Origin of the sequence: Paenibacillus agaridevorans, from assembly GCF_018604145.1 — a bacterium.
Taxonomy (GTDB): domain Bacteria; phylum Bacillota; class Bacilli; order Paenibacillales; family Paenibacillaceae; genus Pristimantibacillus; species Pristimantibacillus agaridevorans.
On the sequence record NZ_CP075889.1, the window covers coordinates 8,620,863 to 8,637,424 of the forward strand.

Below are 16,562 nucleotides of genomic sequence, written 5' to 3' on the forward strand. Positions count from 1 at the left end.
AGGGTTTTGTATGTTGAAAACGAAAAAATTGGCGTCAGGACTCATGTGTACGCTGCTTGCATGTATGCTCTTGATCGGGGCCTGCAGTAATGGGAGCAATTCGTCGCCCACAGAGAAAAAAGACGCTGAAGGCGGGAAACAATCGTCGCAGCCATTGAAGTTAAGCTGGATGTTGGAGGACAATCCCAATCAACCCATTCTCTCGGACACTCCGGTAGTCCGGGAAATACTTGGCCAGACAAACGTGCAATTACAGCTGGAGGCGGTGCCAACAAGCAGCTATGAAGAGCGCAAGAGCGCGTTGATCGCTACGAATAATATTCCCGACCTGCTCACGGTTGACTTGAATGACATTCAGATGTTTGCCAGAACCGGGATTTTCCTGAACATATCTGATTACCTGGATCAGGCCCCCAATTTCAAAAAAGCGATTGAAGGCAGAGACGATTTTAAGAAGATGTTGGTGGATGGCCATTTATACGCTTTCCCGACATTGGAATATTATCGTGTGGCTGTAGCTCCCCAACCGCTTATGCGCGTGGATTTGCTGGAGGAGTTGAATCTCGAGGAGCCTCGCACGTTTGATGAGCTTTTTGATGTCCTGCTGGCTTTTAAGGAAGCGTATCCGGAGAGTATCCCCTTTGTCGGCAGTCGCAGAGGGACGACGTACATGCTTGGTCAACTGGCCTACCCTATGGGAGCCGGCGGCTTTGAAGGTTTTTCGGAAACCGGCATGTATTTCGAACCGAGGGAAGACAAGTACGTCTATGGACCGACAAGCGAAAACTATAAAGACGTTGTTGCTTACTTGAACAAATTGTACAGTCACGGGCTGCTCGATCCCGATTATGCAGTCAATACGCAGGAAATGGCTGTGGAGAAATTGTCTTCTGGACGATCCTTATTTACTTATGACAACAACACGCATGCGGTAAGATTATTTAATCCGGCGATTGCCGAAATCAATCCGAAAGCCAAATTTGATACTATTGGTCCCCTGCAGAATCAGTATGGGGAAACGAGAAGCTTGCGATATGAACAAGATTGGCTTGGTACAAGCACCGCCATTAGCTCCCAGGTAAAAGATCCCGAAGCAGTCATTCGATTTATGGACTGGTTGTATTCGGAAGAGGGCATGCTGGTCACTAATTTCGGAATCGAAGGCGAGACTTATGAAATGAAAGACGGGAAGCCGAACATTTTGCAGAAAATTCTGGATGATCATAAGGATCAACAAGATGTATTCTCGGCTACGCAAAGCACATTGGGCGTGGGCTATCTAACATTTGCGAAATATGTTCACGAAGGCACGCTGGCAGACATTTCCGAGGATCTGCTTATTGAAATGTCGGAATATATTGATCGACTTACCGAAGAAGGTACTATTCGATTTATGGGCATCGATCCTCCATTTACCGAGGAGGAATCCGAAACATTGAGGAAAGTGGAAGTTCAAGTTACGACTATTTTCGAGCAAAATGTAGACCGATTTATTATGGGCACTCGGCCGATGAGCGAATGGGACGCGTTCCGCCAGCAGATGATGGATGCAGGAGTCGACAAGATTGAGAAAATATATAATGATGCGTTGTCGCGTCTATAGGAGACACAAAGAAAATGATTATCGACCAACTCGAAAATGCTGCTATCTATGCAGGACTTCAGGACAAGCTTAAGGCTGCGCTGAACTATTTGCAAAGCAATCCCTTGATCGATTGGGAGCCCGGCAGATATGAAATCGATGGCAGCGACATGTTCTTGCTGCTGCAACAGTACGAGACACGCGAAGCGGAAGACAGCTTTTGGGAGGCCCATCAAAATTATATTGACGTGCAGTACATGCTGCAGGGAAACGAAAACATGGGATTTGCCCATGTGAACCGATTAAAAGTGAAGAAAGCATACGATCCAACTAAAGATTTTGTCGTCCTGGAGGGCGAAGGGGATACCTTGACCGTACATGAAGGAAGCTTCGCCATATTCTACCCCCAGGACGCGCACATGCCCTGTCTGTCTTGCGGAAAACCGGAGATGGTCAAAAAAGCCGTAATAAAAGTGAGGTATGTATGAACAGTAAACAGTTGATGAATGAACTGAAAAACGGAGGTCGCGCGTACGGGACATTAATCGTATCGACTTCCCCCAGATGGCCTCAAGAAGTAAGCAAACTTGATATTGATTTTGTATTTCTCGATGCCGAACATATGGCGTTGGATCGCGGTTTGTTGTCCTGGATGTGTCAAACCTACAAGGCGATGAATTTGGCGCCGATCGTGCGCATCCCTTCGCCGGATCCCTATCAGGCGAGCATGGCGCTTGACGGCGGCGCATCCGGGATTATTGCGCCTTATATCGAAACGGCCGAGCAGGTTAAGGCGCTCAGGGCAGCCGTTAAACTCCGGCCGCTAAAAGGTCAGCTCGCAAGACGGCGCGCCGAATTGCAAGGCCAACCGTCCGATTCCGCGGAAGCGGAGTTAAATGAATATATCCAGGAATATAATGAATCCAATCTGCTCATTGTGAATATCGAAAGCGTTCCCGCGCTAGAAGCGCTGGACGACATTCTTGCCGTGGATCAACTGGATGCGGTTCTTATCGGACCGCATGATTTGTCCTGCAGTCTGGGAGTGCCGGAACAATATCGCCATCCCCTCTTCGTGGAAGCCGTCGAAACGATTATTAGCAAGGCGAGGGCGGCAGGGGTTGCCGCGGGGATCCATTATTTCTTTGGAATCGACCAGGAAATTCAGTGGGCGAAGGCCGGTTTGAATTTACTTGTTCACGCTTCGGATATGACGGCTTTTATGGCGCGCATGTCAGACGAAATTACGGAGATTAAACAGGCGTTGGGCGATCCGATTCGTGAAATGCATAACCGTATAAATATATAACCGATTCAAAAGCAATATGGAAGGTATGGTAAATATGAAACCAAAAGTGTACGTGACAAGACAAATTCCGGATGAAGTCTTGGGAATGATTCGGCAGGCCTGCGAGGTGCGTGTTTGGTCGGAGAGCGATATACCGGTGCCGCGGGATGTTTTGGAACGAGAGATCGCCGATGTCGAAGGCTTGTATTGTTTGCTGACCGATCAGGTCGACGAGGCTCTTCTGGAACGGGCTCCCCGATTAAAGATAGTCAGCAATATGGCAGTAGGATACAACAACATTGATGTGGAAGCGGCGACACGGCGCGGTATCATGGTGACCAATACACCCGATGTACTGACAGAAACAACGGCGGATCTTACTTTCGCGCTATTGATGGCCACTGCACGACGGCTGCTGGAGGCTTCGGAATACTTGCGTAGAGGAGACTGGCAGACTTGGTCGCCTATGTTGCTGACGGGACAAGACGTGTTTGGCTCTACCCTCGGAATTATCGGCATGGGGCGCATCGGCGAAGCGCTGGTTAGGCGTGCCAAAGGCTTTAACATGAATGTGCTGTATTACAACCGCACACGGAAGGAAGAGACAGAAGAAGCTTACGGCATTCGATACACCGATATGAACGAGTTGCTTCGTATGTCAGACTTCGTTTGTGTGCTGACACCTTATACTCCACAGACGCATGATTTGATTGGCGCGGCAGAGCTGCGTCGGATGAAGCCGACAGCTGTACTTATCAATACCTCCCGCGGCGGCATTGTCAATGAGGAGGCCTTGTACGAGGCGCTGCGAGACGGCACGATCTGGGCCGCCGGCCTGGACGTATTCGAGCGCGAGCCGGTAGTCCCTGATCATCCGTTGTTGACTTTGCCAAACCTGGTCAGTTTGCCTCACATCGGCAGCGCCAGTGTTGCAACGCGCATCCAAATGGCGCGCTTGGCCGCTAATCAATTGATCGATGCGATCAGCGGTCATCGTCCGGCGCATCTGGTGAATCCGATCGTGTAGGAGCCGTGAAGACAATAGCCCCTTCCCATCCTGTAAATGCGGGATGGGAGAGGGGCTATGGCTCATTGCTATTCGTCCTAAAATCAGACGCTAACGGTTTCCATAAACAAATGATGAAGCGCTTCCGATTTCATCCCGGTAGTCACCTCTGCATTCGGCGTCTGTTCGGATACTATTGTCATTCCACGGGTCAATTTACCTGAAGTTTCTACACGAAGATGCATCGGACGGGTCTCGAAGTAAGAGCGATCAAAGCACCACACAAGCGGAGCAAGATCATACATCACAGGTCCTGGCTTGCTTCCTTTGCTCGGCCACCACCGCTTTATGCAATCTCCGAGAAAAGCGCCAAGCTCGGCGCTGCTGTTCTCGATGATACGGCAGTCCTCCGGGCTTAGGATCAACTGGCGGGTTACGCTCCAGGTACCGAAGAACAGCGGGATACCGGATGTCAGCACCACCTCAGCGGCTTCCGGATCCCAAGTGATATTGTGCTCCTGCCGGTGAACTTGCACCTCGCCGCCCATCAGCGCAATGCTGCGGATTTTGGATGCAATGGACGGGCGGAGACGCAAGGCCAAAGCAATATTGCTTAACGGTCCGATTGCCGCAATTGAGATATCCTGGGGGTAACGCTCAACCATTTGGATAATCAGCTCCGCCGCGTTTACCCTCTCTTCTTCCCGTTCACGCGCTTCGAGAGGAATCGCCGCGTATTGATTTAACCTTTTTTCGGTTGTCATCTTAGCAAGCTCTTCATCGGACAATCCTCGCATCGGCAATTCAATGCCGGAACCGACCGGAATGTCTGTTTTCCCGATCAGCTTCAACAAATGATTGACTATTTTTGAACGTTTGTCGGCCCAGGGCGTTACGGTCGTGATGGCTTTAATGTCCAGGTGCGGACAACGCAAGGCAAACGTCAGCGCAAGCACATCATCCACATCGTCTCCGATATCGGTATCTACGATTATTCGGCTCATTGAGATTCTCCTTAGGTTATTAAAATGATATGAACATCACTGGAATATTAAGGTTCTGCCCCATTATTGAACACGCAAACTTCGTTTGTCAATAAGTATTCCCTGCTCCGGCATAGTTTTTCTGAGAATAGGCTTCTTCTCGAATAAAGTGTTGCAAAATGATACAGTAAAACCGATAAAACAGACTATTCATTTAAAAATTTATAAGATATACTAATTACAATATCAATAGCATCTTTTATAGTTGCATAATTAAACAATACAAGGAGCAATCCTATGAGCATCAAAGCTTTAGTCGTGGCGCCTTATGCTGGACTGGCAGAGCTGACAAACAGCTTGAAAGCCGAGCTGGAGGAGTTCGATATTACAGTCATACAAGGAGATCTCTCGGAGGTTCTCCCCCAAATCGATAGCTTTCATTTACAGGGATACGACTTGATCATTAGCCGGGGGGGAACGGCGACTCTGCTTGGTAAGCATTCCTACCTCCCTGTCATCGATATTCAGGTATCCGGCTTTGATATATTGCGGATGCTGACATTGGTTAAGGGATTTCAGGCGCCTGTGGAGATGATTGGTTTTCGGAATGTCATTGAAGGGATTATCTCGGGTTCGAATTTGATGGATATGGATATATCCTACACGATGATCCATCATCAGGACGAAGTGGATCAGGCTCTGCAAGCGGCAAAATCAAAGGGAGTCAAAATAATAGTTGGAGACAATATTACCGTAAAGAAGGCAACCGGGTACGGCATGCAGGGGGTATTAATTACTTCCGGTCGAGAATCCGTTAAAGCGGCATTTACCCAAGCCAAGCAAATCTATAAGATATCCCAAACCTATAAGGTTAAGAACCAAGCATTCGAAACCCTTCTGAGTACGATGGAGACGGGATATGCGATTGTAGACCAAGAGGGGACAGTCAAATATGCAAACCAAGCATTTAGGGATTTATTGAGAATGAAAGAGTCGCAATCCAATCTATTTCGATCCTACCCCTATTTGCAAAAACTGCTAATCAATCTAGGCCAGGGAATTACACTGGATCATCAAATGATGATGGTTGACCAGGAAGGACAATTCGCTCTTACCGGAGATGAAATCCCAATGGAAAGCGATTTGCGAATGTATTACTTAAAGGCCAGACCTGCTGCGCAGGCTGCTGATGCCGACATACATTTCGGCTATTCCGCCGGATTCAATCATACATTCCCGCCATTAATAATGACACAATCCGTTTATTCGAAAGAAAAGGCAAGCTATACACTTCCGATGGCCGTTTATGGCGAAGAGGGAGCGGGCAGACGGCTGTTTGTTCTTGGCAGCTTGATGGATCATTCGAAGACTATGGTTGAGATCAAAATATTCAACTCGGCCGAGACATCGTTCAGAGCATTATTAGCCCTGATTTCGATATGCAATGAAGATCAAATTTTATATATTAGCGGCGCCGAGAACCTGACGCTTACAGCGCAAGAGGAGTTCGCAATTGCGTTAGAAAAGGTCGCGGCCAAGACGGTTTTCTCCTTTCTCGAAGATCCCGTCTTTATGCTGGAGCAAACACAAATCGATAAGAAGCTTTACAACTTCTTCAAAAAACAGATTGTTTACATGGCTCCTTTACATGAAAGAAGGGCGGATTTAGAGGAATATATACGCGCTTTTTTAATCTCATTCAACGAAAAATACGGAAAACAAATAGTGGGTGTTCGACCAGAAGTGATAGAAGCGTTACATGATCACTCATGGGCAAACAATTTATTTGAGCTCAAAGAGGTTATGGAGCAGTTTGTCCAACATACTTCCGGCGAGTACATTGATGCAGATGTTTTGCCCATCCTTCACGGCTTGCAGCAAAATCAAAAAAACAAGGGTTCTTTAGATCCAGAGCTTACAGGACTGAATTTAAATCAAACTCTTGATCACATAGAAAAAGATATTATTCGCATCGTATTGGAGCAGGAAGGCATGAATCAATCGCACGCTGCCAATCGATTGGGTATTAATCGTTCGACCTTATGGAGAAAGCTGAAGGGATAGGGTGTGTGTTGGTGAAGGTTGCCATAATCGCGGATGATCTTACAGGAGCAAATGACACAGGCGTGCAGTTTTCTCGGAAAGGGCTGTCGACCACGGTTTTATTGGACCTAAAGATTCGCATTTCCAGTGAACAGGATGTTGTTGTATTCGATACGGACAGCCGTTCTTTATCCAAGCAGGAAGCCGCCGAACGGGTCGGCAGAGTGTGCGAATACATGAAACAACAAGAAGTGAAGCCCGAAATCATCTATAAGAAGATTGATTCCACGCTTAGAGGGAATATAGGCGGGGAATGGGATGCCATTTATCGCGCGTTTCAACCGGACTTCATTGTGATTGCACCCTCTTATCCCAAGATGGGAAGAGTCATGAAAAACGGAAGCATGTTTGTTAACGGATTATTGCTTCATGAGACAGCTACATCGAAGGACCCCAAAAATCCATCAACGAACTCCTCTCTTCCGGAGTTGTTAAGGGGGCAATCGGAAAGACCGTTCGCTCTCCTGACAACCGAGCTGCTAAGAGGCGATCGAGCACGGCTGACCGAGAGAATGAAACAATTATATGAGACGAACATTCCTTATCTGCTTTTCGATGCCGAAACGGACGAGGATCTGGCGCTCATTGCAGGATTATTCCGAGGGGGGGATTACCATGTGATTTGGTCGGGATCAGCAGGATTGGCCAACGCTTTAACGACCCAAGTCTCGGCAATGGAATCCAATAAAGCACATCCTTCCACTGATTCTGATTTGGTTATGGTCGTAGTAGGCAGTGTGAACGCGGCATCCAGGCGGCAGTTGGACTACTTATTGCAGCAAAAAAATGTTGTAGGGCTCGAGTTGGATTCGTTAGTGGCATTGACGGAGGAAGGAAGAAAGACAGAGTATGAACGAGTTTCCTATTTGGCTCTTCAAGCTCTACATGAAAAACAAAATGTCGTTCTTTATTCGTCAGCCAATACCGCAACGATAAAGAGCGCTCGAAGGCAAGGAAAAGAGCATGGAATGGACGCCAATCAAGTGAGCAACACGATAAGCGACGCGCTAGGAAATGCAGCGGCACGCATCATTAAGCAATGCGGAATATCCAACCTGGTGCTGACAGGCGGAGATACGGCCAAGCAGGTTTGCCTGCATTTGGGGGCAGGAGAAATCGAGTTGATTAGAGAGATTGAAGCAGGTGTGCCTCTTGGCAGATTATCTGTTCACAAGGGAATTCATGTGATTACGAAAGCGGGCGGCTTCGGCGGAGATGAAGTATTGCAGCGAGCCTTGGAAACGTTTACAAGGGGTGAATAACAATGAAACCGATAATAGGAATAACGATGGGGGATGCAGCAGGCGTCGGACCGGAAATCATTGTTAAGGCGCTTCGGCATCAATCGATTTATGAAAAATGTCGCCCCGTAGTCATCGGCGATGCCCGGATTCTGCAGAGAGCGATAGAGGTTGTTCATGCGTCGGACATGCGTCTCCATAACATGAATGAACTGAAGGATGCGCGATTCGCTTATGGCAGTATGGATTGTCTGGATCTCGCTCTGTTGGAGAAAAATATTCCGTTTGGAAAGCTCTCTGCTGCAGCCGGCAACGCTGCCTTTCATTATGTAGCAAAAGCAGTCGAATTGGCCGAGGGGGGATTCATAGATGCCATTTGTACGGCGCCTCTAAATAAGGAAGCGCTGCAACTGGGAGGACATCCATATCCGGGACATACCGAAATATTAGCAGACTTAACCGGCACGAAGGAATATTCGATGATGCTCTCGACGGATAAGCTGAAAGTCATCCACCTGACTACTCATGTTGGATTGCTGAAAGCCATCGAAATGATTACGCCGGATAGAACCTTTAATGTCATTCGACTTGCTTATGATACGTTGAAGAGAGCGGGAAATGAAAATCCCAAAATTGCTGTATGCGGAATTAACCCGCATGCAGGAGAAAATGGCTTATTCGGAAATGGAGAGGAAGAAGAGAAGCTTGTACCTGCTATTGATCGCGCAGTCGCGCTAGGGATGGATGTTACGGGTCCCTATCCGGCAGATACTTTGTTCTTCAGGGCTATGCGCGGCGACTTTGATATTGTTGTCGCTTGTTATCATGATCAAGGTCATGCACCCGTAAAAGTACTGGGCATTGAATCGGGAGTGAACATCACGGTCGGATTAAACGGCGGCATTATAAGAACCTCCGTTGATCATGGCACGGCTTTTGATATTGCAGGTCAAAATCTGGCTGATGAAAGCAGCTTGATTGCAGCGATTCATTCGGCTATAGAATTGTCGCCTTTTACCTTACACGACTAGGAGTGACTACTAATGGAATACAACAAACCAGTAAGACCAGAGAATATGGAGCATGTTACGATTTATAGGAATGATGGGGAATTCAGCTCATGGCCTTTCAACGCGGGAATGTGGAAGATTAATGAAAATAATATTCTAGTAGGGTTTATGAATATTCCATGCGATTATTCCAATCCCGCCAATCGCAAGCATGGACGGGTCGAAGTATATAGCAAAATAAAGTCTGTACGAACAAGGGATGGCGGACACACATGGAGCGAGGCGTCGGAAATAGCCGATAATGTGAAGACAACCCACGATTTGCTGTTTGAAAGGCCATTTGCATATACCGAAGGTTTCGACTTTAATGATCCAAATGTTTTATTGGAATGCTGGTGTTCGCCTAATTCCGGAGAGCCGAATTCGACTGCATGGGTAAAGATGTCTAGAGATGGCGGAGAAACTTGGGGAAAGCCGGCTGCTCTTCCTAAATGCGATATTCCAAGATACCAGGGAAGACCTTCCTATATCGTTCGTCCGGATGGCGTGGTGCTCCTGTTTTTAACCGCGCAACCGAAAAATAATCCGCATGACCGTCCCGTTGTGTTCGCCTCTTTTGACAATGGAGTAAGCTGGTCGCTTATTTCATTAATGCCTAACAGCAATGAATACCGCATGATCTGTCCTTCTCCGGTATTAATGAAGGACGGTACGATATTGGTAGCCGTAAGATGCAAACCAGACATGATTGCAGCATGGGATGAATTATATGCGTCGGACGATGGCGGGTTGACCTGGCGTTTTGTCTCGCGAATCAATGATCACGGGGATACCGTTCATCTGACTCTAATGGAAGACGGACGATTGTTTGCGGTATATGGCTATCGACGTCCTGGTTATGGCGTACGCGCTCGAATTAGCGAGGATAACGGCGCAACGTGGGGACCCGAGCTGATTTTGCGCGATGATGGCGGGAGTCTTGACTTAGGTTATCCTCGGGCTGTAGAGGTGCGGCCGGGAGAACTATTGATCTCCTATTATTTTAATGACAAAAGCGATCCGATTGGCGTACGCTATATTGGCGGAACGATTTTAAGAGTATAATTGTAGTGTTGCAATCAAATGAATAACATAATGCCAATTACGCCCTCAAACGATGAGTTGAGGGCGTAAAATCATTATTAATGGAGGCCAATATGAAATATCAACTTAAATTCGGCGTTCTAAAGCAGTATTTTGTTTGGAATGTGCTTATGATTGTTGTGATCATAGGCTTGATTGGATTAATACTGATGGGCATGATCACGAATATGGTAGAAAAGGAAATGTCGGATATCAACGTGCAGCGGTTGACTTATGTGAATTCGATTGTCGAGTTAGGCGTGTTGGAGCCGGCAGAGAAGATTGTGCTGGAGCAATTGCTTGCTCCGCAAAATTTGGATTTTTCCGGGGGTTATAGTCATGTTGAAGCGCACAGACAGCTTAAGAAGCTGATTGCCGTGCTGCCGTTCGTTGAATCTCTCAATATTTATTATCCAGAGGAGCGGATGCTGATATCCAGCAGAGGCATTAAATATGATTATCAGTCTACGGATACAAACAAATTCGTCGATCATTTCATGACGGATCGGGATGGCCATAAAAAATGGTTTCCATTTAACGAAAAAGCTGATCTTACCTTCGAAAGAACGGGAGAGGTTACTAGCTACGCGAGAGCTTCGGCATTAAAGCAGGACGGGGAGCCTGTATTTATTTTGTATATTAATATTTACAGCAAATATATTTCCAATATCCTGCGCAGCCAATTGATTAATCCGAACGAGGCCATACTCGTTCTCAATCATGACAATGAAATTATTGTTCAGTCGGATCCTTCTGCTCGCTATGCTATGACTCAGGCAAATGATCTGATCGAAGCAAGTCAGAAAGAAGATAAGCAGCTGAATATTCGTGAGATTAATGGACAAAGCGTTATGCTGCTTAACCATACATCGAGCTATAATGATTGGACCTATACATTAATCATGCCGCTTAGCGATTTTTTTCGCGTATCCAGTTATATTCAGAACATAATCATCTATGTATCGTTAGGCACTTTGATTGTAGGTCTCTTAGTAGCCTTATTTGTCGCGATCAATCAATATAGACCCATTAAACAAATTATTGCCCACTTATTGCATACGAGCGGCACCCATGAGTTGAATGGCAATGCCTACACTTTTATTAACGATACGATTAAAAATATGCATGTATCCGTAAATGCTCTTAGGATGCAGGTAAACAAGAGCAGGCTTAATCAATTGCTGCGAGGCATTATCGATGACGAAAGCAATGCAGAGATAAGCCATATCCTGCATGAAGAGCAAAGTGTCGTTGCAGCTTTTCAAATAAATGAGTTGAACATGAATGAAAGCGTATTCGAGCAACTGGAATATGCTGTTGTTCAATCGGGATTAATGACGGATTATAATGTGCTGATCACTTCTTATTCCAAAGATATGATTGTTGTGGTTATTAATTTTAAAACCGACGAAAATGTTGTGTTCGAACGAATTGAATTGGCGACTTCCCTATTAGCAGGCACATTCGCATTCCCGATCCGTGTAGGCGCCGGATCGATTGTCAGAGGACTAGGCCAGTTGCACTCCTCCTGCGAGCAGGCGCTCAGAGCGCTCAAGCATCACTTCTTAACAAAGGAAAAATCCGTGGTGTTGTATAGCAGTGCTGTCGAGAGCATGGGAGAGTTTCGTATACCCGAGCTTTATCGGCAGCTTGTCCAGGCTTTCGAAGCTCATAATGTTCAAGAGATACATCGTTTGCTTGATTGTATCGCTGTTAAGCTATCCAAGCAAAGCTGCCGCATAGAGAGCGTGGAGCTCATCATCCATCAAATCATGCAGCTCGTGACCCAAAAGATGATGGAGGCCGAACCAAAGAGCGGGGAAAGTATGCTCGTTTATAAAAACGTTCCTGAGGAGTTCTATGGCAAGGGAGATATATTCGAGGCTTTAGAATGGCTGAAGACGTTTATTGCCGACATTTTTTCCTTGCATGTAGAGGAGAATACGAACCATATCCTTATGCAGAGTGTTAAGAGCTATATCGATATACACTATCATGAGGAGATTTCATTAGAGCTGCTTTCTCAAAAGACGTTTATAAGTGCCACCTACATTTCGGCTTTGTTTAAAAAAACCTTCCATATCGGGGTATCCGAATATGTATCCGAGTTGAGAATGATGAAAGCCAAAGAGCTGCTTGAGAGCAGCAATTTAAAGGTAGAGGAGATCGCCGGCAAGGTCGGGATGACCAATAGCACCTACTTTATTACACGGTTCAAACGCAGATTCGGGATGACGCCGAATCAATATAAATTACATGTTCGGAGCAGTGAAATCAAGGAATTAAGGGAATTGAAGGAAGTGAAGGAATCATAAAAAAGTGAAGTTTTCCCCGAATCCCCCGCGTTTTCGAGCAAATGATAAGAAAACGAAGGTATCCCAAATTGTTGAGATTGTTTCGTAAACCGCTTTCGTTTAAATTGACTTCGAAGACATGAAAGCGGTTGCGAAAAGGGGGTGTTTATATGGGCTCAGTAACCTGGAAGTCATACGTGAAGTATAAATTTTTATTCCTATTGCTCCTTCCGGCTTTAGCGTACATGATTATTTTTAATTATGCGCCAATGTATGGAGTATTGATTGCTTTCAAGGATTATTCGTTTACAAAAGGCGTTTGGGCAAGCCCTTGGGTCGGATTCGAGCATTTCCACCAGCTGTTTAATGCAAGTACAAACTTCACTCGCATCTTGCGCAACACCGTCGTGATCAGCGGCTTGAAGATGATATTCACTTTTGGCGGCGCAATCGTGCTCGCGCTGTTCATCAACGAGATTCGCAGTACGGCATTCAAGCGTATTACGCAGAACATCAGCTACCTGCCGCACTTCTTATCTTGGGTGATCATTGGAAGCATCATGATGGAGATGTTATCTCCGTCCAACGGCGTCGTCAATAAAATCATCGAACTCTTCGGGGGTCAAACGATCTATTTTTTGGCGGACAAATATTGGTTTTTGTCCATCATTGTTGCATCGGATATATGGCAAAGCATTGGCTGGGGCTCCATCATTTACCTGGCCGCCATTAGCGGCATCGATCCGCAGCTCTATGACTCGGCGAAGATTGACGGTGCAGGCAGAGCTCGCCAGATGTTCAGCATTACCCTCCCTTCCATTGCCAATGTCATCGCGATTATGTTGATTCTGCAGGTGGGCAGTATTCTGAACGCGGGCTTCGATCAGATCTTTAATCTTTATAATTTCAAGGTGTTCGAGGTCGCCGATATACTGGATACCTATGCTTATCGAGCCGGTCTGGAGCAAGGGAATTATAGTTTATCCACTGCAGTGAGCTTATTTAAAAATGGCGTTGGATTAGTACTGGTTCTGATAGCGAATAAAATTGTCAATCGAATGGGCCATACAGGATTATGGTAGAGGAGGCAAGCTGTGGGGAAACAACGTCTTTCTTTGTTCGACATTTTTAACTATGCCGCGCTTACTATTTTCTGCTTGTCCATCCTGTACCCGTTCGTGTATTTGATCAATATGTCATTAAGCACGTCAGCAGGGTTGTACAGCAGAGATTTTACCTTATTTTTGTGGCCGGAAGGCTTTACGTTAGAAGCGTATCGCAAGTTCTTGTCCATGAATTATGTGTATTCGGGTTATGGAAGCACGATATTCCGGACCGTCGCAGGCACGGTTTTATCGCTAATTGTCATGTCTGGCGCCGCGTATGCGTTATCCAAAAAATATTTGCCGCATTTGAAGATTTACACCACGATATTCGTTATTACCATGTTTTTTGGCGGCGGTCTCATCCCATCTTATTTGTTAATGCGCAATCTAGGATTGCTGGACAATGTTTGGATTCTCGTACTGGGACCTATGGTCAATGCTTTTTATCTGTTGATTATACGCAATTTCTTTATGAGTATTCCAGAGGAGCTTGAAGAATCTGCCCGTCTTGACGGGGCGGGCGATATTAAAATATTTACGCATGTTATCATCCCGCTTTCGCTGCCTGTCATCGCTACGATCGGCTTATGGCAAGCCGTAAACCATTGGAATGCTTGGTTCGATTCATTGATTTATATCAATTCTATGGACAAACATGTCATCAGCGTTCATATTCGTCGACTGGTGATCGAACAGAATGCAGCAATGAACGATCAGCTCATTAACAGCTTGGGTTCCGTCCAGAAAAAAGATATGCCTGCGCCGGAATCCATTCGCGCTGCAGCGATTATGGTAACCATTCTTCCTATTTTATGTGTGTATCCGTTTATTCAGAGGTTTTTTGTACGAGGCGTTATGGTTGGTGCGGTTAAGGGATAAATGAATCTAAAATTGGGGGGAAGTATCAATGAAGAGGAAATCCAGTATAGTACTTACGATGATTTTAGTTTTCGCCTTGTTAGTTTCAGCTTGCGGGAAAAACGAGCCATCAAACACATCAGGTTCAAATGCAAGCCCGATCTCGAGCCCGGATTCAAAAAACAATCAAGGTTCCAATAACGATGCTGAAGCAAAAGAAGCGACTGTCGCCTTGAAGTGGCAAGGTCCGAACTATCCATTTGAAGATGGCACCTACGCGCAGAAATTAATGGAGGAAACGTTTAATGTCTCGATTACGCCGGTGCGTATAGATGATAGTCAGCAGCTGAATCTTCTGCTTGCCAGTGGCGATATTCCGGATATTATGTATATTAGTACAAGCGAATTGGTTGGTTACGTAAAAAACGATGTCCTTGCGGGGATTCCGCTCGATATGGTTAAGAAGTTCGCGCCAGACTATTATGACATCGTCGTCAAACAAGATCCGAATGTGTTCACATATGGCAGCTTGGATGGTACTCTTTATGGTCTGCCTCGTCTAGATGCCGCTACTGCGCCATATGCCCTTTCAATTCGTGGTGACTGGCTGAAGAATGTCGGCAGCGAAGTTCCAAAAACGCTTGAACAATTAGAAGAAGTTTTCGTGAAATTCCGCAATAATGACCCGGATCAGGATGGCAAAAAAAATACCTATGCCATGTCAATGGGAAGCGACAACCTTCATTCCTGGTTTAACTCGATCTTCGGCGCTTACAACACCAATCCCTTCCTCTGGCTTGAGCGCGATGGCAAGCTCCAGTACGGATTTACTTTAAATGAAACCAAAGAAGCCTTGAAGCTTCTAGCGAAATGGAAGAGCATGGACTTAATCGATCCGGAATTCATTACCGATAAGTCAAGAACGAGCGGGCAAGACGATATTTCTTATAAGTTTTCGGCAGGCCGCATTGGTTATGCGGACAATATCTCGTATGATGACCAACAGTGGGACAACGATGGACATCTCAATGCGAAGTGGGTAGCGCAGCATCCGGAATGGCAAGAGTTTTTCGGCGATCCTGCGAATACGTATGTGACGGAACCCTTCTATTCCGTTCCTGAATCGGGACCGCAGCCCGTATATGTGAATATGGCGCCGCCAACCGGACCCGATGGTCAATCAGGCACATTAGTCGGTAATCTTCTATCGCGTTTCATCGTTTTCGGCAAGCAAGTGGGCGATGATGAGGAGAAAATGGAAAGGTTGCTGACCATACTCAATACGCTTGTGTCTAATGAGGAAGTATACGTTTCGATCGAGTTTGGTGCGGAAGGCAAGGTTTGGGAATATAACGATGCCGGACAGAGAGTGATGAAGGAAGGCTGGACGGAGTCGGCCGAATATCATCCGCAAGGTAAAAACCTGGGCACGGGACTATTCTTCGATCTATTGTTCGCGACCAATCCGGATTTCTTGTCGGCATTCGGCGGTCCGCGCGCGGTACAACGTTATGAGAAGACCAAGCCGATAACCAACCATACAGGTATTGGCAATGCCGTGAAGGCGCCTCTTGCTTCCGAGTCGAAATATCCGGATCTTAGCGCAATGCTGCAAGAGTATATTATGAAAGCCATTTTGGGTGAAGTTGATATCGACGCGACTTACGATGCGACCGTTGCCAAGTGGCTTAGCGCCGGCGGAGAGGTATTGACTCAAGAGGCGAATGATTGGTTTGCAAGCACGAAGTAATGATTTAATCCTGCTGCAACGGTATCTTATAGCAGAGGTATACAATGAATGCGATGTCAGAAGGCTTGAGCAATTTTTGACGGAACAAGATGATAACCCTTTGTTTGTTCGTATAGTCAATGCGTTAAATAAGTCGGGGGTAGTCACATTAGTGCGTCTAAATTGAAAGAACGCTATTTGAGAAGAACAATGTATATAAAAGACATTCATGATTGAAGT

At 46.1% G+C, this 16,562-nt stretch carries 13 protein-coding genes; 12 read left to right on the plus strand and 1 reads right to left on the minus strand.

Annotated elements, in window-relative coordinates:
* The first annotated feature begins 10 nt into the window (after positions 1 to 10).
* The 4 genes from KJW29_RS34400 to KJW29_RS34415 are packed head-to-tail and all read left to right on the plus strand — an operon-like array spanning position 11 to position 3,897.
* Positions 11 to 1,603 (plus strand): extracellular solute-binding protein, encoded by a 1,593-nt coding sequence (locus KJW29_RS34400; protein WP_214628010.1) that lies wholly within the window; start codon positions 11 to 13, stop codon positions 1,601 to 1,603.
* A 14-nt stretch (positions 1,604 to 1,617) separates the two neighbouring features.
* A complete protein-coding gene (locus tag KJW29_RS34405; RefSeq protein ID WP_214628011.1) occupies positions 1,618 to 2,070 on the plus strand; it encodes a NanQ anomerase/TabA/YiaL family protein in 453 nt (150 codons plus the stop codon).
* Positions 2,067 to 2,891 (plus strand): HpcH/HpaI aldolase family protein, encoded by an 825-nt coding sequence (locus tag KJW29_RS34410; RefSeq protein WP_214628012.1) that lies wholly within the window; start codon positions 2,067 to 2,069, stop codon positions 2,889 to 2,891. The genes KJW29_RS34405 and KJW29_RS34410 overlap by 4 nt, the downstream gene beginning before the upstream one ends.
* 34 nt (positions 2,892 to 2,925) lie before the next feature.
* Positions 2,926 to 3,897, plus strand: coding sequence for a 2-hydroxyacid dehydrogenase (locus tag KJW29_RS34415; protein ID WP_214628013.1), 972 nt, complete (start codon positions 2,926 to 2,928; stop codon positions 3,895 to 3,897).
* A gap of 83 nt (positions 3,898 to 3,980) precedes the next feature.
* On the opposite strand, the gene KJW29_RS34420 is transcribed toward KJW29_RS34415, so the two are convergent.
* Complete coding sequence (locus tag KJW29_RS34420) at positions 3,981 to 4,880, minus strand: nucleoside hydrolase (protein WP_214628014.1); 900 nt, start codon at positions 4,878 to 4,880, stop codon at positions 3,981 to 3,983.
* A 276-nt stretch (positions 4,881 to 5,156) separates the two neighbouring features.
* Between KJW29_RS34420 and KJW29_RS34425 the strand changes: the two genes are divergently transcribed.
* From KJW29_RS34425 to KJW29_RS34460, 8 genes are all read left to right on the plus strand, one after another.
* Positions 5,157 to 6,923 carry a PrpR N-terminal domain-containing protein gene (locus KJW29_RS34425; protein ID WP_214628015.1) on the plus strand — a complete coding sequence of 589 codons (1,767 nt, stop codon included), beginning with the start codon at positions 5,157 to 5,159 and terminating at the stop codon, positions 6,921 to 6,923.
* An 11-nt stretch (positions 6,924 to 6,934) separates the two neighbouring features.
* Complete coding sequence (locus KJW29_RS34430) at positions 6,935 to 8,224, plus strand: four-carbon acid sugar kinase family protein (protein WP_214628016.1); 1,290 nt, start codon at positions 6,935 to 6,937, stop codon at positions 8,222 to 8,224.
* A gap of 2 nt (positions 8,225 to 8,226) precedes the next feature.
* Positions 8,227 to 9,234, plus strand: a complete 1,008-nt coding sequence (gene pdxA, locus KJW29_RS34435; protein ID WP_214628017.1) for a 4-hydroxythreonine-4-phosphate dehydrogenase PdxA — start codon at positions 8,227 to 8,229, stop codon at positions 9,232 to 9,234.
* A 12-nt stretch (positions 9,235 to 9,246) separates the two neighbouring features.
* Complete coding sequence (locus KJW29_RS34440) at positions 9,247 to 10,317, plus strand: sialidase family protein (RefSeq protein WP_214628018.1); 1,071 nt, start codon at positions 9,247 to 9,249, stop codon at positions 10,315 to 10,317.
* A gap of 92 nt (positions 10,318 to 10,409) precedes the next feature.
* The gene (locus KJW29_RS34445; protein WP_214628019.1) at positions 10,410 to 12,650 is read left to right on the plus strand and encodes a helix-turn-helix domain-containing protein; all 2,241 of its coding nucleotides are present in this window, start codon (positions 10,410 to 10,412) and stop codon (positions 12,648 to 12,650) included.
* 149 nt (positions 12,651 to 12,799) lie between these two features.
* Entirely contained in the window at positions 12,800 to 13,711 is a 912-nt protein-coding gene (locus tag KJW29_RS34450) for an ABC transporter permease (RefSeq protein ID WP_087571103.1), read from the plus strand.
* Between the two features lie 12 nt (positions 13,712 to 13,723).
* Entirely contained in the window at positions 13,724 to 14,614 is an 891-nt protein-coding gene (locus tag KJW29_RS34455) for a carbohydrate ABC transporter permease (RefSeq protein ID WP_214628020.1), read from the plus strand.
* 28 nt (positions 14,615 to 14,642) lie between these two features.
* Positions 14,643 to 16,343: a type 2 periplasmic-binding domain-containing protein gene (locus KJW29_RS34460; RefSeq protein ID WP_214628021.1), complete on the plus strand. Its 1,701-nt coding sequence runs from the start codon at positions 14,643 to 14,645 to the stop codon at positions 16,341 to 16,343.
* Positions 16,344 to 16,562: the final 219 nt, after the last annotated feature.

Bases quoted from the DNA above. Each gene is read 5' to 3' on its own strand.
- KJW29_RS34400 (WP_214628010.1), top strand. From the start codon at position 11: ATGTTGAAAACGAAAAAATTGGCGTCAGGACTCATGTGTACGCTGCTT.
- KJW29_RS34450 (WP_087571103.1), top strand. From the start codon at position 12,800: ATGGGCTCAGTAACCTGGAAGTCATACGTGAAGTATAAATTTTTATTC.
- KJW29_RS34415 (WP_214628013.1), top strand. From the start codon at position 2,926: ATGAAACCAAAAGTGTACGTGACAAGACAAATTCCGGATGAAGTCTTG.
- pdxA (WP_214628017.1), top strand. From the start codon at position 8,227: ATGAAACCGATAATAGGAATAACGATGGGGGATGCAGCAGGCGTCGGA.
- KJW29_RS34460 (WP_214628021.1), top strand. From the start codon at position 14,643: ATGAAGAGGAAATCCAGTATAGTACTTACGATGATTTTAGTTTTCGCC.
- KJW29_RS34420 (WP_214628014.1), bottom strand. From the start codon at position 4,880: ATGAGCCGAATAATCGTAGATACCGATATCGGAGACGATGTGGATGAT.
- KJW29_RS34425 (WP_214628015.1), top strand. From the start codon at position 5,157: ATGAGCATCAAAGCTTTAGTCGTGGCGCCTTATGCTGGACTGGCAGAG.
- KJW29_RS34445 (WP_214628019.1), top strand. From the start codon at position 10,410: ATGAAATATCAACTTAAATTCGGCGTTCTAAAGCAGTATTTTGTTTGG.
- KJW29_RS34410 (WP_214628012.1), top strand. From the start codon at position 2,067: ATGAACAGTAAACAGTTGATGAATGAACTGAAAAACGGAGGTCGCGCG.
- KJW29_RS34405 (WP_214628011.1), top strand. From the start codon at position 1,618: ATGATTATCGACCAACTCGAAAATGCTGCTATCTATGCAGGACTTCAG.
- KJW29_RS34440 (WP_214628018.1), top strand. From the start codon at position 9,247: ATGGAATACAACAAACCAGTAAGACCAGAGAATATGGAGCATGTTACG.